The organism is Clostridium punense (assembly GCF_017874425.1).
Lineage (GTDB): Bacteria > Bacillota > Clostridia > Clostridiales > Clostridiaceae > Clostridium_J > Clostridium_J punense.
In genome coordinates this window covers 1-26,548 of sequence record NZ_JAGGLL010000007.1, presented here as the reverse complement: position 1 = coordinate 26,548, position 26,548 = coordinate 1, and the positions used below count along the sequence as shown (strand labels likewise).

22 protein-coding genes are annotated in these 26,548 nt (G+C 31.2%); 6 read left to right on the top strand and 16 right to left on the bottom strand.

The features are described 5' to 3' along the window. Positions 1-277 precede the first annotated feature (277 nt). Positions 278-1,042: a MerR family transcriptional regulator gene (locus tag J2Z44_RS05695; protein ID WP_021281612.1), complete on the top strand. Its 765-nt coding sequence runs from the start codon at positions 278-280 to the stop codon at positions 1,040-1,042. Between the two features lie 54 nt (positions 1,043-1,096). Further along, a complete protein-coding gene (locus J2Z44_RS05690) occupies positions 1,097-1,570 on the top strand; it encodes a flavodoxin (RefSeq protein WP_021281613.1) in 474 nt (157 codons plus the stop codon). A gap of 386 nt (positions 1,571-1,956) precedes the next feature. On the opposite strand, the gene J2Z44_RS05685 is transcribed toward J2Z44_RS05690, so the two are convergent. Then, on the bottom strand, positions 1,957-2,727 hold the full coding sequence (locus J2Z44_RS05685) for a DUF2087 domain-containing protein (RefSeq protein WP_021281614.1): 771 nt from the start codon (positions 2,725-2,727) through the stop codon (positions 1,957-1,959). Between the two features lie 601 nt (positions 2,728-3,328). Here J2Z44_RS05685 and J2Z44_RS05680 point away from each other — a divergent pair. After that, the gene (locus tag J2Z44_RS05680; RefSeq protein ID WP_209649402.1) at positions 3,329-3,970 is read left to right on the top strand and encodes a lactate utilization protein; all 642 of its coding nucleotides are present in this window, start codon (positions 3,329-3,331) and stop codon (positions 3,968-3,970) included. A gap of 80 nt (positions 3,971-4,050) precedes the next feature. On the opposite strand, the gene J2Z44_RS05675 is transcribed toward J2Z44_RS05680, so the two are convergent. From J2Z44_RS05675 to J2Z44_RS05665, 3 genes are all read right to left on the bottom strand, one after another. Next, positions 4,051-4,605, bottom strand: coding sequence for a flavodoxin family protein (locus J2Z44_RS05675; protein WP_021284429.1), 555 nt, complete (start codon positions 4,603-4,605; stop codon positions 4,051-4,053). A 357-nt stretch (positions 4,606-4,962) separates the two neighbouring features. Beyond that, complete coding sequence (locus tag J2Z44_RS05670) at positions 4,963-5,790, bottom strand: undecaprenyl-diphosphate phosphatase (RefSeq protein ID WP_021284428.1); 828 nt, start codon at positions 5,788-5,790, stop codon at positions 4,963-4,965. Between the two features lie 521 nt (positions 5,791-6,311). After that, positions 6,312-6,884: a flavin reductase family protein gene (locus J2Z44_RS05665; protein WP_021284427.1), complete on the bottom strand. Its 573-nt coding sequence runs from the start codon at positions 6,882-6,884 to the stop codon at positions 6,312-6,314. 291 nt (positions 6,885-7,175) lie between these two features. On the opposite strand from J2Z44_RS05665, the gene J2Z44_RS05660 reads away from it, so the two are divergent. Then, complete coding sequence (locus J2Z44_RS05660) at positions 7,176-8,483, top strand: alpha-L-fucosidase (protein ID WP_021284426.1); 1,308 nt, start codon at positions 7,176-7,178, stop codon at positions 8,481-8,483. Positions 8,484-8,672: 189 nt separating this feature from the next. On the opposite strand, the gene J2Z44_RS05655 is transcribed toward J2Z44_RS05660, so the two are convergent. From J2Z44_RS05655 to J2Z44_RS05645, 3 genes are all read right to left on the bottom strand, one after another. Then, the gene (locus tag J2Z44_RS05655) at positions 8,673-9,014 is read right to left on the bottom strand and encodes a nuclear transport factor 2 family protein (RefSeq protein WP_021284425.1); all 342 of its coding nucleotides are present in this window, start codon (positions 9,012-9,014) and stop codon (positions 8,673-8,675) included. An 82-nt stretch (positions 9,015-9,096) separates the two neighbouring features. Then, on the bottom strand, positions 9,097-10,479 hold the full coding sequence (locus tag J2Z44_RS05650) for an MATE family efflux transporter (protein ID WP_021284424.1): 1,383 nt from the start codon (positions 10,477-10,479) through the stop codon (positions 9,097-9,099). 652 nt (positions 10,480-11,131) lie between these two features. Further along, positions 11,132-11,767, bottom strand: a complete 636-nt coding sequence (locus J2Z44_RS05645) for a hypothetical protein (protein WP_021284423.1) — start codon at positions 11,765-11,767, stop codon at positions 11,132-11,134. A gap of 637 nt (positions 11,768-12,404) precedes the next feature. On the opposite strand from J2Z44_RS05645, the gene J2Z44_RS05640 reads away from it, so the two are divergent. Next, complete coding sequence (locus J2Z44_RS05640; RefSeq protein ID WP_021284422.1) at positions 12,405-13,580, top strand: MFS transporter; 1,176 nt, start codon at positions 12,405-12,407, stop codon at positions 13,578-13,580. A 281-nt stretch (positions 13,581-13,861) separates the two neighbouring features. On the opposite strand, the gene J2Z44_RS05635 is transcribed toward J2Z44_RS05640, so the two are convergent. From J2Z44_RS05635 to J2Z44_RS05595, 9 genes are all read right to left on the bottom strand, one after another. After that, positions 13,862-14,704 carry a class I SAM-dependent methyltransferase gene (locus J2Z44_RS05635; RefSeq protein WP_021284421.1) on the bottom strand — a complete coding sequence of 281 codons (843 nt, stop codon included), beginning with the start codon at positions 14,702-14,704 and terminating at the stop codon, positions 13,862-13,864. A 129-nt stretch (positions 14,705-14,833) separates the two neighbouring features. After that, positions 14,834-15,841, bottom strand: a complete 1,008-nt coding sequence (locus J2Z44_RS05630) for a WYL domain-containing protein (RefSeq protein WP_021284420.1) — start codon at positions 15,839-15,841, stop codon at positions 14,834-14,836. Further along, complete coding sequence (locus J2Z44_RS05625) at positions 15,825-17,114, bottom strand: helix-turn-helix transcriptional regulator (protein ID WP_021284419.1); 1,290 nt, start codon at positions 17,112-17,114, stop codon at positions 15,825-15,827. The genes J2Z44_RS05630 and J2Z44_RS05625 overlap by 17 nt, the downstream gene beginning before the upstream one ends. 18 nt (positions 17,115-17,132) lie before the next feature. After that, positions 17,133-18,356 carry an RtcB family protein gene (locus J2Z44_RS05620; RefSeq protein WP_021284418.1) on the bottom strand — a complete coding sequence of 408 codons (1,224 nt, stop codon included), beginning with the start codon at positions 18,354-18,356 and terminating at the stop codon, positions 17,133-17,135. Beyond that, complete coding sequence (locus J2Z44_RS05615) at positions 18,337-19,800, bottom strand: TROVE domain-containing protein (RefSeq protein ID WP_021284417.1); 1,464 nt, start codon at positions 19,798-19,800, stop codon at positions 18,337-18,339. The genes J2Z44_RS05620 and J2Z44_RS05615 overlap by 20 nt, the downstream gene beginning before the upstream one ends. Positions 19,801-20,471: 671 nt before the next feature. After that, the gene (locus J2Z44_RS05610) at positions 20,472-22,445 is read right to left on the bottom strand and encodes an ABC transporter permease (RefSeq protein ID WP_021284416.1); all 1,974 of its coding nucleotides are present in this window, start codon (positions 22,443-22,445) and stop codon (positions 20,472-20,474) included. Next, entirely contained in the window at positions 22,438-23,205 is a 768-nt protein-coding gene (locus J2Z44_RS05605; RefSeq protein ID WP_209649401.1) for an ABC transporter ATP-binding protein, read from the bottom strand. Before J2Z44_RS05605 ends, J2Z44_RS05610 begins: the two co-directional genes overlap by 8 nt. Positions 23,206-23,327: 122 nt before the next feature. Further along, positions 23,328-24,341: an ATP-binding protein gene (locus tag J2Z44_RS05600; protein WP_021284414.1), complete on the bottom strand. Its 1,014-nt coding sequence runs from the start codon at positions 24,339-24,341 to the stop codon at positions 23,328-23,330. A 1-nt stretch (position 24,342) separates the two neighbouring features. Continuing rightward, entirely contained in the window at positions 24,343-25,014 is a 672-nt protein-coding gene (locus J2Z44_RS05595) for a response regulator transcription factor (protein WP_021284413.1), read from the bottom strand. Positions 25,015-25,184: 170 nt separating this feature from the next. Here J2Z44_RS05595 and J2Z44_RS05590 point away from each other — a divergent pair, with 170 nt between their 5' ends. Continuing rightward, complete coding sequence (locus J2Z44_RS05590) at positions 25,185-26,060, top strand: PHP domain-containing protein (protein WP_021284412.1); 876 nt, start codon at positions 25,185-25,187, stop codon at positions 26,058-26,060. Positions 26,061-26,548 lie beyond the last annotated feature (488 nt).

The following is a 26,548-nucleotide window of genomic DNA, read 5'->3' as shown; positions in this document are numbered from 1 at the left end:
TAAATAAATTTTATTTATGGTATAATATAGGTAAGGAATAGAATTAAATTTTTAATAAGTAAAATAGAAAATTATTAAATATATAATTTACAAAGGAAAGTCTCATTGACTTTCCTTTTTTTAGTTTGAATTTAACCTTGACTACTACGTTACGTCATAGTTTACAATATAAGCATATTGAATCTTTATAAGCTTATTATAAATAAGTTAGACTACTTAAATTTAGGTTATTATTGTTCTTATAGTCTAGTACCAGAGATTATGAAAGGAGTTTGGTATGAAAAAACAATCATTTAATGTTAAAGATATTGTTAAAATAACAGGGGTAACCACAAGAGCATTGCACTATTACGATAAAATAAATTTGTTAAAACCAAGTGAAAAAGCCGAAAATGGCTATCGGGTTTACAGCATAGAAGATTTAGAAAATCTTCAAACCATTTTATTTTTCAAAGAAATGGACCTAACTTTAAAAGAAATATCGGATATTATGAGGCTTTCTAAGGAAGAACAGCGTAAAGTCTTAGATCAGCATTACCAAACTTTAATACTTAAGCAACAGCGATTAGGAACAATTATTCATGCCGTAGAAGATTATATATCTGGAAAAGAAATATTTAGCTTGGATATTTTTAAAAATTCAACGGTTTTGCCGCTACAAGAACAATATTATCGCGAAGCCAAAGTAGTGTATGGTGATACAGAAAAATATAAGGAATATGAGAAAAACCTAGAAAAACTATCTGGTGCTGAAAAAGAAGTTTTCAAAGATGAATTTGCACAAAACATGGAAAACATATTTAAAAAGTTAGCCTCACGAATTAATGAAGATCCTTCATCAAAGGACGTTCAACAATTAATCAATGAGTGGAAAATCCACCTAGAAAAATCTATGGTTTGCGATAGAGAAATACTACAATGCATAGCACATACTTATAAAAATGATAATAGATTTAAAAAATACATTAACCAATTTAGTGATAGAGATTTAAGTAGCTTTATTTATGAGGCAATTATGCATTATGCCAAAAACCTTAAATAGCCTATTAATAAATGTCTTTATAAACTGAAATGCTAAGAAAGGAAGTGGCAGATTATGAAAGACACACTAATTGTTTATTACTCACTTTTTGAAAACACAAAAAATTTAGCCTTTGAAATAGCAAAACAAACCGGTGGAACAATAAGAGAACTGATACCAGATAAAAAATACTCCTTTGACTATAACACCGCTTGTAAAGAAGTCAGAAGTGAAATTTCCCGTGGGTTTTGCCCAAAACTATTAAGTGGGAATGAATCAATAGATGATTATAAAACAATATTTATAGGAACACCTAACTGGTTTAAAACATTAGCCCCTCCAGTTATGGGTTTTCTAAGACAACATAACTTTTTAGGAAAAACAGTAATCCCCTTTTGCACTCATGGAGGCGGGGGCTTTTCACAAATAGAAGATGATATTGCCAAAGAATGCTCGGAAGCTGTGATTTTACCTGGACTTGCTGTAAATGGCATTGTTGCCCCAGAAGAGGTATCAAACTGGCTTAACTCAATTAATTTTAAGTTATAGTGCACTAATATTTATCTTTCAATTGCTAAGATTTAATTTCTGTAGGTTATAAAGCCTAATATTAAATTGTATTTTCTTATATGGCTAAAGTATGTGAGGAAGCAAAAGAAGATTATAGTATAGATTAATTTTTAGCTATGGTTTTACATGTATCATGATGATTTTAGATGAAGCGTTATTGCATATTTCAGTTAAATTTTAAAGGAACCAACTTAGGATCGCTTAATAAGCTAAATCCTTACTTTGGTTCCCTTTTCAAATTAAGAGAAATACTTATATAACATTCCTAAAAATTTATCTATTGTTATCACTATTGCACATATAATGGGAATCTAAAATAATAATTAATTTCTTCCATGCTTTAAAAGCCTCACATTTAACTCCTACTACTCCTTAACCCAATAGCAGCTACAATCATCTTTTCTTTCAAAGAAGCCATACTCAATTAAAGCTCTTCTTATACTTACGTAATCTTCGTAAATTCTTTTTAAGACCCTATTAACTTCTTTCTCAGAGTACATCTTTCCCTTTGAGAAGTTTTTAGTAATTTCTTCGAGAACAATTATTTTCTTTTTAGCCTTCACAGGAAAGTTTTTCAAAGCTCCATTTTCATCCATATAGGTTTTTATAGTGTCCACTTTCTCTTTATCAGTAATATTATATCTATCATCTAGGGTAGTTGCTGACTTGTGGGCATCGCATATGGTTTCCTTTTCAAGCTTATTTATTTTCTTATTTGAACCTTCTGAAAGTAAGTCCATCATAGCCAAAAATAACCTAGCTTGCTTTTCCTTTTCCCTTAATTTGTATCTGTGGTTCCTAATTGTGGACCCTGCTACTCCTAGGCTTGTCGCAATTTCTTTATCTGAAAGTCCCTTTGAGATTAATGTCATAATCTCTCTTTGAATATCAGATACTCCTGTGAAAGTTGAATTCATTTGTAGCAAATAATTTAGCATGGACTCATGATCCTCAGCAATGTGAAGCTGTGCTGCTTTTTTTGCATTATATAAGTTAGAATCTATCTCATAGATACGTCCTTTTTCAAAGGCCTTCTCACAAACTATACATGTATACTCTTGCTCACTTTCTATAACTCCACTTTTTACTTGTTCAATTGAGGCTTCCCAAAATAATTCATTTGACTTTGTTTCCATAATTCTCATCACCTTTTTTTTATTAATCTATATTATATATAATATGATATAATTATTATTTTGTCTATATATAAATAAACATTTGTTATATTTGTTTATTGTAAAAATTTCTTTATATCAATTTAACCCTTTATAGAGTTTATAATATTAATTCTTATTTTTTCACTTTTTAACTTAAATGAAATAAGCATATCCACTTCTCACTTAAATAAATTATAATGATTTCTATGTTTTTAATGAATTATAAAATCCTTTGTATTAGGTATTTTATATTCTGTTTAACTAAAAAAGTTGAATTGGATATGTCATATAAAAATCACATGTAAACTTTCATAAAACATCCATTTATACTAATTGAATATATCAGATTAATGTTTATAATTGATATTGGTACATAATATGGGACATATCAAAAGCAATTTGTGAAAATATCAAGAAAGTATTTTTATTACTTAACTAACAAAAAACCCCTAAAAAGCTTAAAACCTTATATTGTTACATGAAGTAACTTAATCATAGGAGTAAGTCTTTATATAAATTTCAAACTACCACATTTTAATAAATTTTGGGACCTAATAATCATAGAAAGGAAGTTTATTTTATGGAGAATAACGTTTTATGGTATTTAGAAAAACAAGTTGAAAGGACAATTAATAACTTAAGAAAGAAAAACATGGAAGGATATTTCATTAAGGATGAAGATGAGTTAAAAGAACTGTTACAAGAACTTATTACGGAAAATTCAGTAGTAGGCGTTGGTGATTCCATGACCCTATTCCAAACAGGAGTTATTAGCTTTCTTCGTAATGGAAATTATACCTTTTTAGATAAATATAAAGAAGATATTACCAGTGAAGAGAAAAAGAAGATTTACATTGAAAATTTTTCTGCCGATACCTTCCTGTGCAGTACCAATGCCCTAACAGAAGAAGGCGAACTTTATAACATTGATGGCAATGGAAGTAGAGTTGCACCCATGCTTTATGGTCCTAAACAGGTTATTATAGTTACAGGAATAAATAAAATTGTTAAGGATATAGAAGCAGCAGAAAAAAGAGTTAGAAACTATGCCGCTCCAATTGATGCTAAAAGATTGGGTAAAAACACTCCTTGCACCACCTTAGGATATTGTGTAGATTGTAAAAGTCCTGAAAGAATCTGTAATGATTTCACTATTATCAGAGGCCAATTTATTAAAGGAAGAATAAAAGTAATAATCCTAGGAAAGTCCTTAGGATATTAAAACTTCATAAAGGTTAAAAGCCCCAGCTAAGTTTAACTGAGGCTTTTAACCTTTATTTCTATTATTTATATTAACTTTTATTAAATAGACTTTCCAAGTTTCTCTATTTCTTCAAGGAATTTAGTCCCCTCAATATCATTCTTCTCGCTAACTCCAGGTACTATTACAACGCCTCTATCCTGCCACTTCATATATTTTGCAATTGCTTTATAGCTTGTGTTTATGCCTTCAAAAACCTCTAATTCATCATCACCACCACATACTAAAAGAACACTTTCCTTAATTTTCAAAGGTCTCTTGCAGTCTTTTCCTAAGTAGGAATACATTTTATCAATAGCAGCCTTAATTTGCGCTGAAAAGCTAAACCAATATAAGGGTGTCGCAAATACTATTGCATCTGCTGCTTCAAGTAAAGTTGTTAGCTCCTGAAAATCATCTTCAAAAGAACAAGGTGTTCCTTTACTCCAGCAAGTATTGCAAGCCTTACATCCTAAGATATCCTTTCTAGCAGTTTCAAACTTTGTAACCTCATGACCAGCAGTAGTAGCACCTTTAATAAAGGCTTCTGCCATTTTATCACTATTTCCATTTCTTCTTGGGCTTCCTGTTAATACTAATATATTTTTCTTTTCCATAATTTTTTCCTCCTTATAAAACTCTTTGCACATTTATAATATTTCATTTCCTATTGGTAATCCTCAAGATTAATACTGTGTATAGTTACACCTTTTTCTTAGGTTGCCTTAAAGGTATTCTTGTCTCCACTCTACCTTAGCCTTTCTTCTTGATGTTGTTCTTTTATATTATATATCCAAATAATAGTTAAAAGGTATAAAACTTTAATAAGTTTTATACCTTCACATATTTAGATAAATAAATTTAAATCCTGTTGTAACTTTAAGCATAAAATATCTTAATTTCTCTCTAGATATTTATTTTAAATTAACCTTACATATAGCTTTTGGATAATCCCTTTTCTTAAATTCTAAGCATTATACCAACCAAAAGTATAGTAATACTATAACCCCAAGGACTATTCTGTACCAACCAAAGATTTTGAAATCACGATTTTTAATGTATTGCATTAAGAATTTGATTATTACAACTGACACTACATAAGCAGTAACCATTCCTACTAGTAGTATTATTACCTCTGATCCACTAAAGGCAAGTCCGAATTTCACTAACTTAAGCAAACTTGCTCCAAACATTACTGGAACAGCCATAAAGAAAGTAAACTCTGCTGCAATGGTTCTGCTCATGCCTATGAAGATACCACCAAGAATAGTTGCTCCTGAACGCGAAGTTCCTGGGAATACCGCTGCAATAAGTTGGAAGAAACCAACCATTAAAGCTGCCTTAAAAGTAATCTGAGAAATTGTATTGATCTTTGATTTTTTACCTTTATTTCTATTTTCAACAACTATGAATAAAATACCAAATAAGATAAGCATTATAGCTACAGTTTTATAGTTGTAGAATAAGGCTTCTATTTTATCATCCCACAGTACTCCAACTAAAGCAGCTGGTATACAAGCAGCAACAATTTTTACCCACATTATCATAATATCTTTTTTAATAAGTAATTTTCCTCTTCCAAGTGAAAATGGGAAAAGCTTTTTCCAATAGGTTACTACAACAGCCAAAATTGCGCCAAGCTGTATAACAACTAAAAACATTTCCATGAAAGCTTCAGATACGTTAAGTTTTACAAACTCATCTAATAAAATCATATGTCCTGTACTACTGATTGGTAACCATTCCGTTATTCCTTCTACTATACCAAACAAAATGGCCTTTAATATTTCAAATATTTCCATTCCCGATCCTCCTGTTTTACATCTTGTTTTAAAGTGTAAAATCATAATTTTTTAGAGTAAGATAATCTTTCCTTAGAGATTTTCTACAATCCCCACTAAATAATAATATATCACCCTTAGTAATACTGGCAAGAGTAAAAAGAATATTGTAATGTTTTTGTAAGATTTATGTAAGATTAATTCATAGCTCATTTAGAGTTTTTATCGGTAAATAATTTATACATCTAAGCTATAGCTCCCTAACTTAGAGCTTTGAGACTATTGCTGAATTAATAAAGTTGAATTCTCAATGGACCCTCAAAATGGTTTCTCTCAAGGAGATAATCAGGCTCAAATTACTGTAATTATATAAGTTGTTTAAAATATCAATAGATTTTTAGGTTGAAAAAATGCAAGTATTGAGTTTATCTATTATACAAAAATAAGGTATGAAACTCAAAATGAATTTTATACCTTCTAATATCATTTGCAATATAAAAAATTTGTGTAATAACTTCATCTAGCCACTTAACCCTAAAAAACTACTTTAGGAAAGCTTTAGAAAAGTTCTTTGTTCTTTTTTCTGTATATCTATATGCACGCTTAGCACTATCTCCAACATAAAGAACTGGATCTAGGCTTTCATAAATTAAATGTCCTTCTTCATCTAAAAGTTCCTTAGCAACACATCTTCCTTTAATCTTTGCTAATATATTAGTGATATGAGGATATTCATCATTTTCAATCACATCTGTTAGGGAACATTCAATAGCCACCAAACATTCATTAATTATTGGAGCATTTACCACCTCTGATTTAACAGGAGTTAGGTTTAATGCCTCAAATTTATTCACATTACGTCCTGAAGCAAAGCCACAAAAATCTATTTCTTCCATCATTGTTCTATTTGGTATGTTAATAACAAAATCTTTAACCTTTTTAATTTCATTTATAGCAAAGCCTTTTCTTCCAAAACCTAAAGCTACCATATCCATTAAACTATAAGAAGACGATATTGTAGTAATGTTAGGAACACCCTTTTCATCATAAAAGCTTACAAGAAAAACAGGAAATCCATAATACATCTTGCTAAAATCAACTCTTGTTTTTTCCATTTCTACTCCTCCTCATTTATATAAATTTACCTAACTTATATTTAGTTAATTCATTGATATTATACCAACTACTAAGATTACTCACCGTGACTTAAATCACATCATGGTAACTAATGGATATTATTAATAATATCATTACTGTTAGTGAACAGCTATATTATGTTATATAACCTTATGAAAAAATATAAAAATATAACTTAACACTATTGAAAAGTCTAATATCTAGCATTACTATTATATTTATTACCATATAATTAACATGGGATATTAGATTAATTTGGGGGAATTAAAATGAGCATTATTAATGATAAGAAGGAACGTATTCAATGGTTCCAAGATGCAAGATTCGGTATGTTCATCCATTGGGGGCTATATTCTATTCCTGCTAGAGGTGAATGGGTAAGATCTTCGGAAAGGATTTCTAAAGAATACTATGAGCAGTACTTTGAGGAATTTAATCCAGTAAATTATAATCCAAAACTCTGGGCTAAAGCTGCAAAGGAAGCTGGAATGAAATATGCTGTAATGACTGCAAAGCATCATGATGGCTTTTGTCTCTTTGATTCTAAGCTAACTGATTATAAATCTACTAATACTAAACTCCACAGGGATTTTATAAAAGAATTCCTAGATGCTTTTAGGGCAGAGGGGCTTAAAGTAGGCTTATACTATTCATTGCTTGATTGGTACCATGAGGATTATCTTGCTTATGCGGATCGTCACCACCCTATGCGCGGCAATGAGGCCTATAAAAATAAATCTCATGATTTTGATAGGTATCTTGATTATATGCATGGTCAAATTCGTGAACTTTGCACTAACTATGGAGATATAGACATTATGTGGTTTGACTTTTCTTACGATGATATGGCAGGAGAAAAGTGGCGTGCCACAGAACTTGTAAACATGGTTCGTTCACTACAACCTGGAATAATCCTAGATAACAGACTTGAGGCCAGTGGTGAAAGCTACGGCAGTATTAAAACTTTAAACCCTAGTATCTATTCTGGTGATTTCGCCTCTCCTGAACAAATAATACCTCCTGAAGGAGTTACAGATTGTGAAGGCAACCCAATCCCTTGGGAAGCTTGCATTACCATGAACAATCATTGGGGATATTGCTCAACAGACAAGCTTTACAAACCTGCAAAGCAAATTATAAGAAAGTTAGTGGAGTGCGTAAGTAAAAACGGGAATCTTCTTTTAAATGTAGGCCCCAATGCCCTTGGTGAGTTTCCTGTAGAAGCTTCTCAATTACTTTCTGAAATTGGACTGTGGATGAAGGAAAATAACAAAGGGATTTATAACTGCAAAATGTCACAATTCGTAAAGCCTGAGTGGGGCTATTACACTAAAAATAAAAACTTGTTGTATGCTCATATCTTTGAAGGCAATATCGGTGCTCTTCCACTTATAGGTTTAAAAGACAAAGTAAAAAAAGCAAGACTTTTATCCGATGGCTCTGAAATAAAGTTTTGCAACGGCTGGAACACTAAGGAATTTGAAAAGGATTTATTCATTAACTTCGGCCCAATTGACACTGCAACTTACCCAATTCCTAACCATATTGATACAGTAGTGGAGTTGGAGCTGCTTTAACTATTTAAGACAATTATTCCTCATAATGTCAAGATATTTTTACATTTTAAGTATGGTGGATATAACGCGCAACATCGAAGTATAATAGCATTAATCAAGAAAAACTAGCTAAGTCTATAAATATTTTAGAATTACTCCATGTAAAAAGGTATAAAACTCAAAATGAATTTTATACCTTTTGTTTTTTTGTTACTCTCTTGCAAACCAAACATTTATAATTAAATCATCTTTAATTTCATACATGGCTATAACGCTACTTTTAACTTCTTCTTCCCCTTGAAGTACAGTAACATTTTCATGGTCTATAACATAGTTACCTAAAGTAATTCTATTAGAAATTTCTGCATGTAACCCTGGAGTTTCAAATCTTTTAGCATATCTTTTGCGCAGGGTTTCTATGCCACTTAAAAAGGGAGTAGTTTCTCCTAGATTATAAATTTTAATATCACTACTATAGGTTGAAGCAAACCCCTCTAAATCATGGCTATTATAAAAATCTAATTGTTTTTGAACTACCTCTATTGGAGTCATTTTAATCTTCCTCTCTAATTAAAATGTTTTAATTACATACATTACATGGTTAAGTATAACCTAAGAATACTTCTTAAATACTTTAATCCACTAAACCTTTCTGTCTCCATTTTCCTCTTTTATAGAAAATAGTAGTTATTACTGCTCCTAAAGTCCAAGAAACTAGTAAGGATATAAAAGTGGATTCTGGTCTTCCTGTAGGATAAAGATCACTACGAGTTAAATAAGCTATTCCATAGGCTACTGGTACTCTAAGAATAACTGTAGTAATTAAGGAAATCCACATTGGTGTCATGGTATCCCCAGCACCACGCATTACTCCAGATAAGCTTTGAGTTACTGCCATAGCAATATAACCTACTGCAAGAATTTTCATCATATGCATACTTAAATCAACTAGTTCTTTTGTGTCAGTAAATACTCCCATAAGAGGTCTACCAAAAGCTAAAATCAAAATAGTTATTGTAGTAGAAACTGCAACTGCAATCTTAGTTCCTGACTTAGTTCCTTCATTTACCCTGTCCATTCTTTTAGCTCCAATATTTTGACCTGCAAAGGTGGTCATGGCACTACCAAAAGTAAAGTTTGGCATCATGGCAAATCCATCAACCCTCATTACAATAACATTGCAGGCTATAACCATCTCACCAAAACTATTAGTAAGAGATTGTACCACTATCATTGCTAGAGAAAATATTGCTTGAGTAAATCCTGATGGAAGTCCTAGTTTTATAAGCTTAACAGAAAATTCCTTATTAGGCTTTAACATTTTTAAGTTTAAATCAAAGATATTTCTCATCTTAAGTAACTTGATAATACAAAGCACAGCTGATACACCTTGTGCTATTATTGTAGCTAGTGCAACCCCTGCAACTCCCATATTAAAGCCTGCAACAAACCAAATGTCTAGGATCACATTAAGCACAGTAGCAATAAGCAAGAACACTAAGGAAGATACTGAGTCTCCAAGACCTCTTAAAACTCCTGCTAGAATGTTATAGTAAGCAAACCCTGCAATACCTACAAAGTAAATTATCAAATAATCTGCACACCAATCAATTATAGATGCTGGTGTATTAAGAAAAACTAGTAAAGGTCTAGTTACTAAAGGTCCTATAACCATAATTATTACTGATGCAATAGCTGTAAGAGTAATACATACCCCTATAGTGTGAGAAAGCTTTTCCCTATCCTTTGCCCCAAAATATTGAGACACCATAATACCTGCACCTGTTGAAATTCCAACGAAAAGTACTAGTAAAAGATTAAGTATTGGAGATGCACTACCAACTGCTGCAAGAGCGTTATCTCCCACATATTTTCCTACTATAATAGAGTCAGCAGTATTATAAAACTGTTGTGCTATATTCCCTATTAACATTGGAATTGAAAATTCTACAATTCTCTTCCAAGGAGTACCCTCTGTCATATCCTTGGCAGTAAATAACCTACTAAATTTCCCCATATTTACCTCCTAATTAAATTTAGAGTCATGATATGCTTAAGAATATAAATTTGCTAGTGAATGCTGAACTATAGTGAGGCCTTTCGCAGTCTATAAAGTTATTTTAGTTCTTTCAATTTTTACAAATAAAGAACAAATGCGTGCATTCACACACCCTTTTAAAAGCTAGGAATTACTTACATTTTTCTACATGTACTCTAAAATCAAGTAATTACAAGGCATTCCAGGTGCTTTTTTAGGCAAAAAAGTTGAAATTCCTATATAATAAAAAAAACTTCCTTATAGAAGTCTTCACATTTAGTGAGCATTCAATATTAATATAACTTTTAAGAGAAAAACTAAATACAACTTAATTTTTCTCTTAAAAATATTTCAAACTATTCTTCTCATTCATATCCATGAATTTTTAAATGATTTTTAGCATATTAATTTAAGCTTATATTAGTTATTAAAGTTTGTCAAACCGAATTTATTGTATACAATCTCTATTATATTCTTACTGTATTTAGCTTTAGTAAATCCAAGTCTTAACTCTAATTCATCATCTTGTATCACTCACTAACTTCACTAATGTCCTGACACTTTTTAAGTCTACCTCTAAAGTAATACTTAATAATTTACTTTATAATTTACATTTTTTTTCGAACAAATACTAATATAGCTTTTCATTCAATAAAGTTGAAATTCTTCTTAGCATAAACTTATTTTTACGTATATTATCAAATAAGTCTTCTATATCCTTACAGCTAAGCCCCATCATATCTTCTAAATCTTCAACCATATCATCTTCTTCATACTCTTTAATTAGAGCCCTTCCCACAAAGCTTATATCTTCATATAAATTAATTTCAACAAATAACCCTTTCCTAAAATCAATTTCTGAAGAAACCTTGCATAAAAAATCCCTTATTTCACTTAAGGCTGCATCCCTATCCTCTAGGTTGTCTACTTCTTCAAACCAGCGAACATAGTCTTCCACCGCTTTTTCATAGCCCTCTTGACCTGCATGTTCTAATATTCCTAAAGTTTCATTATACTCACAGACATCTATGTACACTTCTCCATCTTTAAGTCCCATATTCTTAGAAATAATAATAGATGGTAGCAGCACATACTTAATAAAAGCATATAAATTCTTCTGAGTTGTACAACACACCCAACGCTTTACCCATGTATTACTATATTGATTTGCCATGATATACCTTATTATATAACCATCCTCAGTCATAGGTATCTCCTGTCTATTATTAATCCAATTTCGCCAGTAGGCTATTTGATTCACACTCATTTGTCGTTACTCCTTAATTAGCTAAATTACTATTATTTCCACAGTTTATTGTAACACTTTCCATAGTTTTTTCCTATATGTTTATCACACTTCCATTAAGATATAGAATAAAAATAGCCTTTAAACCATGAATTATCTCTAATTTGACTCCTTTAAGCTTTTAGTTAGTGAATAAACCATATTTTTAAATTAGGAATCGATCGTTTTTTATAGACAACAAATCTTAATTGTCTTAAGGGTTTATTGAAGTACTCTTTCACTAGGGTTACACTTTTAAATCTAAAACTCATAAGCACTTAATAATTTTCTAGTAGATTTTTATCACAATAACTTATAAATTATATAAGTTGATGAATTATAATGAAAATGTTACTATATAGATGAAAATCAAATAAGTTGTTGCTCATAATTGTTGTAAATAATGAAATTGTGAAGAAGGAAGTTGTTATCAATGAAATTATAAACAAGGAAACTTCTCACAATTAAATTACTAAATAATGAAATCATTAATAATAAACTTCTATAGAATAAATAGAAATAAAGTCTTATGAAATAAAAGTTTATCCGCTACTATTTAGAGGTTGAAACTTTAAACTCGAGAAGGTTTACCTATAAAAATTTAACATGAGGTGTTAACTTGAATAAAAAAATAATTTACCTAACCTGTACCATGTTTCTTATGAGTCTTTTGGCTAATATGGGACATCCTGTTACTCCTGAACTGGTGGTAAGCCTAAAAATGTCTTCCTTCATGTATGGAGTAATGTTTGCTGCTATGTCTATTGCTGGCTTTGTTATGTCACCCATTTGGGGCAGCCTTTCAGATAAATACAAAGATAGACGTCTGTTTATGTACATACCTACCATAGGTTATGGACTTGCTCAATTAGGTTTTGGTTTTAGCACTTCAGTACCTATGATAATATTCTTTAGAATTCTTGGAGGGGCTTTCTCCTCTTCAGTGTTCACCAATGCTATCGCCTACATTATAGACGAAACAAATCTTGAAGAAAGAAATAGGGCAATATCAACTTACACAGCTATTACTGGCTTTGGTGTATCATTAGGCTATTTAACTGGAGGATATATTGGAGCAAAAGATTATCACTATGCCTTTGCTTTCCAGGCTGCAGGACTACTTATTCACGCTGTAATTATGAGGCTGTTTTTACCAAAGAGTCAGGTTCATAGTAAGGTACAAGAAACTTCTCAAGCAAACATAAAGGGATCTTTGAAAGCTAACTTTAAAACTTATCTTTCAAGTTCTTTAGGGGTTTTACTTTTAATAGTGCTTTTAACTTCCTTTTCAAATACAACTTACTCTAATGGTATAAACTATTACTTAAAGAAATATCTGAACTTAAACCCACTTCAAATAGGCTATTACATGGCCTTTACTGGTATCATCGGAATGATAGCAAACATTTATCTAACTCCAAGACTATCTAGAAAAATTGGAGATAAGAAATCTTTAAAATACGTTTTTCTAGCAACTGGAATATCTCTTATGATTATTGGTATGCAGGAAAATATCCTTGCTAAATCAACTATAGGTGTGTTTGTATTATTTATCTTTGTACTTTCTATGTTTAACCCCTTACTACAAGCAATAATATCTAAGCATAGTAAAAATGAACATGGAAGAATAATGGGACTTCAAAGTTCTATAAACTCAGTGGGTATGGTGGGGGGTTCCTTATTTTCTGGTGCTTTAATGGATTCCTATCCAAAGGTTTCTTTCATGGTGGCAGCATTCCTATTTTTAATTTCTTATTTAATAGTTCAACTTAATAAAAAATTAAGCAGTAAATAAATATGTTATATTAGAAAAAGCTATATGGTAGTCACATAGCTTTTTCTAATATATATGTTTCATTAATGATTACTTATCTTCATACAGGGTAACCTAAGTAAAATCTTAATTATAAATGCATGAACTTAATCAAACCATAAATAATAGTTCCCTCTTAGATAAAGTTAATCAAAGATAACCTTGAGGGTTTTCTTCTGTAAGGCTTAAAAGAAGAACACTAATTATTTGAGTTAAACTGATTTTTGTTAAACACATTTCTGTTCAGCGGTTATAAATATTCCCTATGGAGTAATCCTTTCTGCTACTAAAGTAAATGTCTTTGGAATTCCCTTATCAAAATTATCTGAAGATAAATTAGGTTCTTCATCCAAACTCTTAATTAAAAAACCTTCTTTAGCCACAGCAGTAACTATCTCTCCCAGATTCCATTTACGAAGAAGAACTTTCTTTGGTTCTTCATTATCAGTTAAATATTTTGAGTAAGATATATCCTTTTCCTCTAAAGATGTATCAAAATAATCTCCTGTTACCTTATGCTTACGCACTTTGGCTGTTGAGCCCCTTGAAGAAATAAGTTTAGTTGTAACTGGATGAAAGTCTCTAATTACTAGCATTCCATTGACACTTAAAAGCTTATAAATAACATTCATGAAAGGTTTTAGATCTGTAAAGTAGTGTAATATGCCCATTTCTGCAAAAACTATATCATAATCACCTTTAAAAAGGTCTTGAGGCAATTTTAGTACATCCGATAAGATATAATCTATTTTTACACCTGCTGCTTCAGCTAACTCCAAAGCATAACGTTTATTCCCCTCTGAAAAATCAACCACAGCAACATTGGCTCCTAAAAGCGCTAGCGCTACTGCCTTACTTCCATTTGACCCCATTAAATTCATAACTTTCTTGCCCTTCACATCAACAAATTTACTATAAAGCACAGAAAGAGTTTTCTCAGGATTTATTTTAATTTTTGAGGCAGCTTCATAGGGTTCTCCAAACCTATGTATCCAAGCATCATAAGTTTCCTTATTCCATGCCTCCTCATTTATATCAATACATACCTCTTGAACATCACTATGTGTTGCTTCAGGATTCTCTATGTTTTTATATTCTTCTTTCATGTTAATCAACTCCAACTTAATATTTATCCATTAGTTATATAGCATAATTTAAGTTATGATAATTTACAAGTATAATTTAGTCTCATTATACATCTAGTGAATATTATATGCTATTGGTTGTAGTATATCTCATCTAAGCTGCTTGAAGTTAAGTTTTAACATATCAATAATCTTATTTCTCACGCTTAAAGGAGATTTCACCACTACATAAGGACCTAGAGATAAAATTCTTCTTATAACCTCGTCTTCATTAAAGGTGTAATAGTAAACTTTCACCTCATACCTATTATCACCTAAGCTTCTTGTGCTTCTTTCATAGGAGGAAAGTCCCATAAAGCACCTTTCCATAGCCCCTCTCTCATCCACAAGCTCTAAAACTATAGGTTCTTTACAATACTTTTCTTCTTTTATGAGTTTTAAAATCTCATCCCTATTCTTAGTAATTTTAACCTTTGGTTCTAAGACCATAGCTTTTATATTCTTTAATAAAAGCATAATAGGTCTATCTTCATTAATAGAGTAGGCTGATAGCCTTAAAGTCTCATCTCTAAGCGAATATTCAACTCTAATAGGCAGAGCAAGATTGTCCTTGTACTCCTTGCCATACTTATCCACACTTGTATATCTTATAGGGTAATTATTTAAAATCCCTTCAATAGCTGTAAAGAAAACTTCTCTCAAACTCTTAAAATCCTGTTCCTCTTCCCTTATAAACCTATTTGTTCTTTCTATTACATCCGCTTTAATTTCTTCTACATTTTCTAATTCTTTTTCTAGTTTTAATACTAGCTCTTCACCTAAGAGTTCTCTTGCCATTTTTTCCTTTAACATTGCCTTAAGCCATTGCTTTTCAATATTAGAAAACCTTACAGCTAAGGGTACAGGATTAGCACTATTTAAAATGGGAAAATATTTTCCCTCAACCTCTTTAAGTAAATTAAGGTTATCCTCACTTTTATATTCATTTAACATTAACCCTTCAAAGGTTACAAAATCTTTTCCTATTAGTTTTTCCTCATAAGCTTCTTTTTCTATTATTTTTAGTATTTCTTCTTTATCTAAGCCTTCCTTTGATAAATTCAATAGCTTAAAAACCAAGTTAAAATATCTATTCTTATACTCATGAAATAACTCCATAGTTTTTAAGCATCTCCTTCCAGTCACTATTTATCTTTCTTTTTACATAGCTTGGTTCCATTACTTCTATCTTTCCATAATACCCTCTTATCCATGGTATCATTTCATAGCAATCATTAACTTCCTTTGTAAAAACAAAAGTATTTTCCTCCTGTTTTTCAACAGAGTAAGTTTTAAGTTCTCCTTTAATTCTGTCTATAATATACATCTCACTATTACTTTCAATCGTTACTTTAAACTTCAAGGTTTGAGGAGCACTTTCTCCATTTAAATGTACAGAGGACCAGCTTTTTCCCATGGAGAAATTATACTTTTCAATGAGCCCCTCCTCTGAGTATTCTTCCTCTAAAAGGTGAATTTCCTGTATCCTATCAAGTCTTGAAACAAAACACCTTTCATTGTAAAAGGCTACTAAATAAAACCTTCCGCAATCTACATCATAACGAATTTTATAAGGTATAACTATCTCTTTGTTATACCTTACTTGTCTATTTTCACTTAACTTGTACTCTATTTTTACTTTTCTATTTTTACTTATTGCTTTAATTAACTTCCAAAGTATTTCTTCTTCTATAATGGGATGAAAGTGCAGCTTTTGATATTGAAAAACATCCTCGTAATCTTTAGTCATGTTTCTATGAAAACTTATATACTGTTTTAAGGTATCCTGAAAATAATACCCTGCCATATTAGGAAAAAATACATTTTTATAAAGGGAAGTTACTAAGTATAAATTAACTATCTCTTCATCCTTTAAGCTTCTTAAAATATCCTGTGCTATTCCATAACTCTTTCCTCTTCCTTGTTTTTCACAAGTAACTAATCCCATGGAATCACAAAGCTCTTTTAATTTTCTTTCTATAGTTTTGCTGCTTACTTTATCATAGTCTAAAAGCTCATTTTCCACAAAAAACTCTTCTAACTCCTTAAGAGTAATAGTCTTATCATAATGGTTTAAAGCCAAAAGTATACTGTAATGAAGTTTTAGATCAGCCTTAGTAAAGCTCTTATTTAAATAGGTGCTAACTAAAAAGTTTTTAGTGTTTGTAATAGAGTCATAGCTTAAACTTAATAGTTTTGTTTTGCCATCTCTATCAAATTTAATAAAATCTTTCTCTATATATTGCTGTATTCTTCTCATTTCATAGCTTACTTTTCTAGAGCTTCCCCTTTTTTTATTTTCATAGTCATCTCTTGAAAAACAACCATATAAAAATACATCTCTTAATATAGAGCGTATCAAATCATAATGTTTTATAAAATCAGCAAACATTTAGCACCTCCACCTAGACTATCCTTGCGCCTTAAAATTATATATTGGTTTAATTATACCAAGAATGTCTACAGTTTCTCTAATGTTTTCAATTATTTCTTCCATGGATTTATATACCATTGGAGCCTCATCTATGGTTGCCTCAGTAATGGAGGTAGAGTATATTCCCTCCATAGATTTTTTAAATTCTTCGTAATTGATTTTTTCCTTTGCTTTCGTCCTGCTCATTAGCCTTCCAGCACCATGAGGCGCAGAAAAATTCCAATCTTCATTGCCTTTACCAATACAAATAAGACTTCCATCTCTCATATTTATTGGGATAATTAATTTTTCCCCTTCATAAGCTGAAACACTGCCTTTTCTTATAATATTGTCTTTAAAATTAATGTAATTATGAATTGTGGTAAAATGTTCGAACTCCTCTAATCCTTTACCTAGAAGCTTATTAAGAATAATATCTGCCATAACCTTTCTATTTAAGGTTGCATACTCTTGACAAATATTCATGTCATGAAGGTATTCTTCCTTATACTTCCCAGTTAAAAAGCATAAATCTCTTGGATATGTGGGCATTAAATCATCATATAGCTTTTTTAAACTCTTTAATTCCCCTTCAATTTCTTTTCTTCTTCCTGCTGCTTTAAATTCTTTAATAATTTCATCCTTTTTAGTAAAATATTCTTCTTTTCCTGAACATAAATCTATAGCCAAGTTCTGATAAAGGTCAGCAACCTGGGTACCTAAATTTCTACTTCCTGAATGAATTACCAAATAAAGATTTTCATCCTCATCTTTATCAACTTCAATAAAGTGGTTTCCTCCCCCTAAGGTTCCAATACTTCTTTCAATCCATTTTGTATTCTTTAAATTCCTAAAACACTTTAATTCCTGTAATTTTTCAAACTTAACCATCCTACCTTCATGGGTGTTTTTACCTGAAGGTACATATTTATTTATAATTTCATCCAGTAATGCTAAATCTATGTTAAGCTTTCCAATATTAACTGTGAGCATGCCACAGCCAATATCCACTCCCACAATATTAGGAATTACCTTGTCACCTAAGTCTGCTGTAAAGCCAATAACACAGCCTGCACCCTTATGGGTATCAGGCATTATTCTAACCTTGCATCCCTCTAAGAAAGGTTGATTGCAAAGCTCAACTAATTGATTAATAGCCTCTTGTTCTATATTATCTGTAAATACCTTAGCACTGTTATATTTACCTTGTATAACCTTCATAATTATTCTCCTTCTTAAAATAGTAATTTTCAATATGACTTCTTAAATCTCCAACCCCATTTTCCACTGTGGTAATGAACTCTAAGATCTTTTCACTCCAGCCTGAAATTATATTAACCCTTTCACCACAAAACTGTTGTGTCCCATAACCTTCCATATCAATTCCATGAACCCAAACCTCTGGATTTACCTTCTTCTTATACTTTTCAATATAACTTTGACAAGTATCCTTATAGCCATAATTAATTTCATTATCAGATAAAATAATTATTCTATCCACATATATTTTTTCTTGAAGTAAATACTTTATTGGCAATGATATATCAGTACCCCCACCAGTAACAGGAATAGCTAATGCATTTGCAATGATTCCATTACTACTAGCCATTGGCTTTAAATAAAAATTAGTATCAAAGGTGCTTGTTATCGCTTCCTCACAAATATAATTAGATATTGCCATCATAAGTACTGCTATATTAGCTGAAGTAACCTCACTTCTTGTGCTAATTGGCATTGTCATAGAACCTGACACATCAGCAGAAATAAAGGTTTTCCCTTGAAGCTTTGTTATATTATTAGTTGAATGCTTCATAGCTGTTTCCAACGCATCATATAACTTGGAGCTTCCTAAATTTTCATTATATAAAGCCTTAAAGGCGGTATAAAATCTAAAAGGCAATTGCTTGCTTTTTATTATCCATTCTTTATTTACTAACATTTCATAGACTTTATTTAAGTTCTTAGGATTGCTTTTTATTATATTTCTTAGGTTTCTAAGTAATGCCATATACCCAAGTTTATTATCTGCAATAAGTTTTTCCCAAGACTCAGCTGTATTTCCTTGAGAGGATAACTTTGTTTGCCAAGTAATAGGAGTTTTTAAGTTTCCCTCTATTAGTCTTTTAAACATATTGCTTTGTTCTTCATCATTTGCCTTAGGGTGAACTAAGCATACTATATCCTTAAGCTTAACTTCCTTAGACTGATTATACTTTGCTAAGCTGTATTCATCAAAAGTTAAAAACTTGTCTCCTATTGCTTTTTTCATTGAGTTCGGTATTGGCTTTCCAAATTCATTTAAGTAATATGCTAATATCTCTGCCATATCATCTACTCTCTCTATTACTTCATAAATTGCTCGTCTAGCATAAGGTTTTCCTAAAGGTGACTTTGCAAGCTCTGAAACCAAAACATGGGATATAGTTCTAAGATGCATTTCTTTTCTTGCATATATAGCTAAATTTGCAACAAAACCAGGATTTGTAGTACACACTTCTCTTATATCTTTAATAACTTGAGAAGAATTATCTCCATAAAATTTATCTTCACCAAAAAAACTTGCTAAAACTTCTATAATTAATCTATCTATTAAACTCATTTTATAAGCAATGTATCCTTCATTATTTTTACTTAACATATTGGAATTACTATTAAACTTACTCATGATTCTCACTCCTCTTTAAAATAATGAACTGATTTATTTTCTTCTGTGACTTTTTAAGGCTATTAAACCTTCACTGAGATTTAAATTTAAGACTAAGACTTCCATTTTAAATGCACAGAAGAACTACTCTGACAAAATACAATATAGTTAAGGTAAAATTCCTAAAAATAAAAGGGAGAAAATCGAAAAGTGTTCTGCTCATTTAAGAGCGCCCTTTATTCTATGAAGTAACACTTTTCTACACTGCCCACTTTTACAATACAAGGAGAAAAGCTATTTAAGAAATAGTGCTCTACCAACTGAGCTATCAATACCACTTAGAATGATATTGAACAGGAGTCGAACCTGTGACACCTTAAAATCATAATCGAAGTATCTCAAATATGCACTGCCTTGTATTTGCCTTACAATTTAATTATATTTACCCATGGATATAATTAACAGACAAAAACTTTGCAAAAAAGAAAGCCCTAATGAAAATTCATTAGAACTCTTAAAATTTCTACTAATATAATTTAATATAATCTTTGATAAAGTTACTACTATTGTGTTGCCCATTTTAGGTTTTTTATTAAACCCTGTTGATGGTCTTTTGTAGATGTTACTACTAATATTAAATTGCCAATGGGATCCTGTGATTGTGTTCATTTGTTCTTAAATTGCAGAATAAATTAGCTAACAATTTTGTAGTAAACCTTTGAAGTGAGCATATACACAATAGCATAAAAAATAGTAAAGACAAAAATTGTTCCAGCAGTGCAATATGCAAACAGTGTAACATTAGTTAGGTTTAATACTTCCAAAAGCTTTACTATAACTTTAAATGCAAAAGCAATATGGATAATAGCTGTGAAAAGAGGAAGGAAAAACACCATAAGCACTTGACTGTTGATTGATTTCTTTATTTCTTCTTTGCTCATTCCAACCTTTTGCATAATTTCAAAGCGTTCCTTATCATCATAGCCTTCTGAAATTTGTTTGTAGTATATAATAAGCACTGTGGCCATAATAAAGAGTGCTCCAAGGAATATACCTAGGAAGAAAAGACCTCCGTAGACAGAAAAGAAAGATACTCTAGATTCTTCCAAACCTTCGCAGTTTCCATCAATAGATAACTCTTTTATTTTGTTACTAATATCTTTAGTTAAAGTAATTTCCGCTTCCTCATTATCATCAGTATCAAAGGCAAAATAATAAGATAATTCACCAATATTTTTAGAAGCTTCAGTACTTGAACTGAATATTTTTTCAATTGTATTTTCGTCAGGAACCACAACAAAGTAACCATTTGAAACTACAGAAGAAGCAATTCCATCTACTGTCATAGTATTTATACGCTCTTTAATTTTAAACTCATTACCTAAAATATTAATACTATCTTCAGCTATTTCTCCTCTATAAGTGTAAAGGAGCACTTCATCTTCCTTTAAAGCAATAGACTTGTTTTCCATGTGATTATATTCACTTAGAGGGATAAACTCTAAGAAACCTAAATTGTTCATGTCCAATTCATTGCGGTTATCTGTAAAGTAATTTTTATCTTGTATTACAGCTAAATCTAAAGATCGATATTTAACTATATTTTTCACAGCAGCGCCCTGTTTTTCCGCCTGCTCTTTTATCATAGAAGTAAGTTCTTCTGACTTATCTTTTGAAATGTTTTTTGCGCTTATTGAAATATCTCTTGGGTATCTTGTTCTAAGCACATCCTCCATACCAATATATAGGGATACTGTAGTAGACAGCATTACTAGAACAGTGGTTGAAAGAATACAAATATTGGCGAGTCCTACTGCATTTTGTTTCATTCTATAAATCATACCAGACACATTTATAAAATGATTGGTCTTATAATAAAAATTTTTATTCTTTCTAAGTGCTTTTAAAAGTGCTATGCTCCCTGCAGTAAATAGGGCCCAAGTTCCTACCATAACAAGAATTACTGCCATAAAAAAGCTACTTAGTGCTGCTAAAGGCGATCCTGTAGTTAAAGCAATATAGTAACCAATTCCAAGGCTGATAACTCCAATTAGAGTAAGAATCCATTTTGTCTTTGGCTCTTTTTCCCCAACTTGACCTCCTTTTAGAAGCTCCACAGGGTTTGCGAGATGAATTTGTCTTAGATTATTCATAAGAATTAAGACAAATGTAAAGCCAAATAAAGCAACGGTTTTAAATAAAGACTGTTTTGAAATAAAAAAACCCATGGGTACCTTAAAATTTAAAATCTTAAGAAGCACTAAAAACATAAGCTTGCTTAAGGCAATTCCTAAAAGAAGTCCTAATGCCGTAGTTATGAGGGCTACAAAAAAGTTTTCCCAAAACAACACTTTAGCAATATGCTTTTTTTCCATACCTAGTATGTTATATAACCCAATTTCCTTTTTACGCCTTTTAATAAGAAAGCTATTAGTATAAAAAAGAAAAACCACTGAGAAGAACCCAATAACATAAGTTCCAAATTTTAATATAGCCTTAAGATCATTTCCCCCAGACATATTATCTAAGCCAGGATTCACTGATATAAAATCCATAATATAAAACATAGCAGTAATACAGATACAAGTTAACATATAGGGAAAGTAAGTCTTTCCATTCTTTTTAATATTAGTTACAGCCAGCTTTTCATAGAACATCTTACTCAAATCGCTCACCGCCTGTAGCAATTATAGTAAGGGTATCAGAAATCTTTTGATACATTTCTTCCTGACTCATAGAAGCTCTATAAAGTTGATGAAATACTTCTCCATCCTTTATAAAAAGTACGCGACTTGCGTGGCTGGCTGCTTTGGTACTGTGAGTAACCATTATTATGGTTTGCCCTTCTTTATTTATATCATTAAACAGACGTAATAACTCATCGCTTGAATGAGAATCTAGTGCTCCTGTAGGCTCATCTGCAAGAATAAGTTGTGGGCTAGTTATTAAAGCTCTTGCTATAGCTGCCCTTTGCTTTTGACCACCAGATACTTCATAAGGATACTTTACCAAAATACCATCTATGCCAAGTTTCTTTGCTATAGGCTTTAACCTGTTGTTCATTTCCTCAAAAGCCTTCCCGGATAAAACAAGGGGCAAAAATATATTATCCTGCAATGAAAAAGTATCAAGAAGATTAAAATCTTGAAATACAAAACCTAAATTATCGCGGCGAAATTTAGATATTTCCTTTTCCTTAATATTCCTACTACTTATGCCATTAAGAACCACCTCTCCATTTGTAGGCTTATCAAGAGCTGCAATAATATTTAGCAATGTAGTTTTACCTGATCCAGACTCACCCATAATTGCTACATATTCACCCTTTTCCACAGAAAAAGATACATCAGATAAGGCTTGAACATGATTTCCTCCAAAACGGCTGGTATATATTTTTTTAAGTTTTTTCACTTCTAATATTGACATGAATTATTCACTCTCCCAAATTTTTATCATGTTCAGTTTAACAAAAGGAAGAAATGCCTGCCTTAACTTTGGCTTACATTTCTTCCTCTAACCTTACGTCTTTGTAAGGTTGAAATAAAAACTTATTCTATGCCCACTTGAATTGTTTCTAAATTAATTTTTACCTTTGTACCTTCATCCACTCTTGATTCTATGGTTATACTGTGGGAAAGCTTATTTAAAATCTGCTTACAGAGATATAACCCAAGACCTGTAGACTTCTTATCCCATCTACCATTGTAGCCTGTAAATCCTCTTTCAAATGTGCGGGCTAAATCCTCTTCCTTTATACCAATACCAGTATCTTCTATAACAAGAGTTTTTTTAGAGCCATCATTCATGTATATTGAAATAGTGCCCTCCTTAGTATACTTCAAGGCATTTGATAAAAGCTGCTCAATAGCAAATAACAGCCACTTTTCATCAGTTAAAACCTCACAATTTAAGTCTTTAAAGTCCAGCTTAATTCTTTTTCTTATAAACATTCTTGCATATTTTCGTACTGCCTGCTTTACTATATTATCAAGACTTTGACTTTTAAGCATAAGATCAGCAGACATACTTTCAAGTCTTAGATACTGAAGTACAAACTCTACATACTGTTCAATCTTAAATAACTCCATAGAAAGCTCTGAGCTTAACTCATTGTCTTCTGTCTGAAGGATTAAATGCATTGCTGAAATAGGGGTCTTAATTTGATGAGCCCATAAAGTGTAATAATCTATTAATTTACTTTGATTTACCTCTGCATTATGAGTAATTTCAAGGTTTTGCTTACAAATAATAGTAAGTAAATCGTGGTAATCTCTTTCAATTATATCCTTGGGTTGAGGCAGATTATCAAATTTTAAAGCAATATTGTGTTTTAAATCCTGAAGTAGTTTATGCTTCTTATATAGGCTTAGAAAATCTATAATTAGAAAAACAACTGCTATAATTGCCCAGAGAACACTAGCATAGACTACAGGTTCTACAGGAACATTATATAAGAAAAGTACAATAGCGAAGGTTAAAGAGCACAAAACTAAAAGAATAATCCCTTTTAGCCGAGCTTTCAAATAAAACATCACAAGACTAAAAACTTCTGTTTTCTTCATTTCATTCCACCAGATATCCTACACCCTTCTTAGTTATAATAAAATCCAACAATCCTATGTCCTGCAGCTTTTTACGCAGCCTTGTTATATTAACAGTTAAGGTATTGTCATCTATATAACTGTCTGTTTCCCAAAGCCTTGTCATAATATTATCCCTAGACACGGTCTTACCTTTGTTTTCTATAAGAATCTTTAATATCCTATTTTCATTTTTGGATAACTCAATTTTATTTCCCTTAAAATTTAAAGTGGAGTCGCTGGTGTTAAGTATTGCCCCTCTATGCTCTAGAAGATTAGTCTGCCCTGCAAAATCATAGGTACGGCGTAATAATGCCTGAACCTTTGCAGTTAGCACATTAAGGTCAAAAGGCTTTGCTATAAAATCATCTCCACCCATATTCATAGCCATTACTATATTCATATTGTCTGATGCAGAGGAAATAAAAATAATAGGTACCTTGGAAACCTTTCTGATTTCATTACACCAGTGAAAGCCGTTAAAAAAAGGTAGAGTAATATCTAACAAAATAAGCTGAGGATTATAGGAAGCAAAAAAAGAAAGAATATCTTTAAAATCAGTTACACATTCCGCTTCATATCCCCAGGACTTTATATGATTTTTTACTGTTTTAGCAATGATTAAATCATCTTCTACTATAAGAATTTTATACATTTACTCTCTCCTCAAACACTCTTTTTCTCAAATAATAGCTTAATTATATCATACTTAAGATTATTGGTTAAACTTTCATAATGAACCTTCATAATTTCTAATTTCTTGTATTATCCAGTAAAGTTATATAAAATTAAATATGTAATTACAAATAAAGGAGCTACGAAAATATGATAGATTTACATATACACACCACCACTTCAGATGGTTCTGATGAACCTAAAGATATCCTTATTAAAGCACAACAACTTGGCTTAAAATATATTTCCATTACAGATCACAACTCCCTTGGGGCTTATGAAAAGCTAAAAGATATTAATATTCATAACTACTTTGAAGGTAAGCTTATCCCAGGCTGTGAATTTTCAGCTATGCATAATGGGAAACCAATCGAAATACTAGGTTATGGTATTGATTTTGATACAATAGCCTCATCAGGATTAATTTCAGATGACAATTTTTATGAGAGGGAAAATGATTATCTAAAAAAATTAATTGAAATATGCAAAAATCTTAACCTTAAATATAGCAATAATTTATCAATTGATGGAAAGTATTTTGCAACACAAATTATTCATAACGATCTTAGAAAATATCCTGAAAATGAGAAGCATCTTGGCACGGAAGTCTGTGAAAGCATGAATGTATTTTATAGAACTTGTATAAACAATGTAGAAAGTCCATTTTTCATTGATATGCTGAAGGATTGGTTCACAGTGGAAGAAGTTGCAGCTACTATAAAAAAGGCTGGTGGAAAGTCCTTTCTAGCACACCTTTATGGATATTATGCAGATAACTATGAAGAGTTTCTAGATTCAATAATATCCTTAAATGCTCTTGATGGAGTAGAATGTTACCATTCCCTTCATTCTATTGAAATAACAAAGCAATTGCTTAATTATTGTAAGGAACACAACCTTCACGCCTGTGGTGGAAGTGATTATCATGGAAAGCTGAAGCCTACTGTGAAAATGGGAGAAAGCATTATTGATACAAAGATACCTTTTGACATATTAAAGCCATGGCTTCCAAGTAATGTTTTGTAGACGCTCATTTGTTTTCTTTTTTATTGGGATTCTAGATTAGAAGTTAAATTGTACATGAGCATGTCCTGGCTTCTGATAAGCCTCTGAAAATTAATAAGTTAAAAATTAAACTAATGAAAACCACACTATACTTCCCCAGTGAAATAAGCATGAAAATATACAAACTAATAAAATAGGGCTATGATATTATCTTCATAGTTATTAAAGTAAAGCCCTAATCAAAATTGATTAGGGCTTTTATTATTGTTAAATATTCACCTTTATTCTAAGTTAAGGTAATTCATAATTCTCACAGCAATAAATACTCCCATCTAAGAAGTTTTCCTTTTATATTCTGCTTTGAAGATTCTCCTATTTTTATGGATAGTATGAAATATGATGTTACTTGCTATGAAATAAAAAAGGCGTGCCTCGGCACGCTCTCTCTTTTGCCTCCAGCTCTTAGGCGTAGCCTGCTATCAAAAAAATACTTGTCTCCTAGACGATTT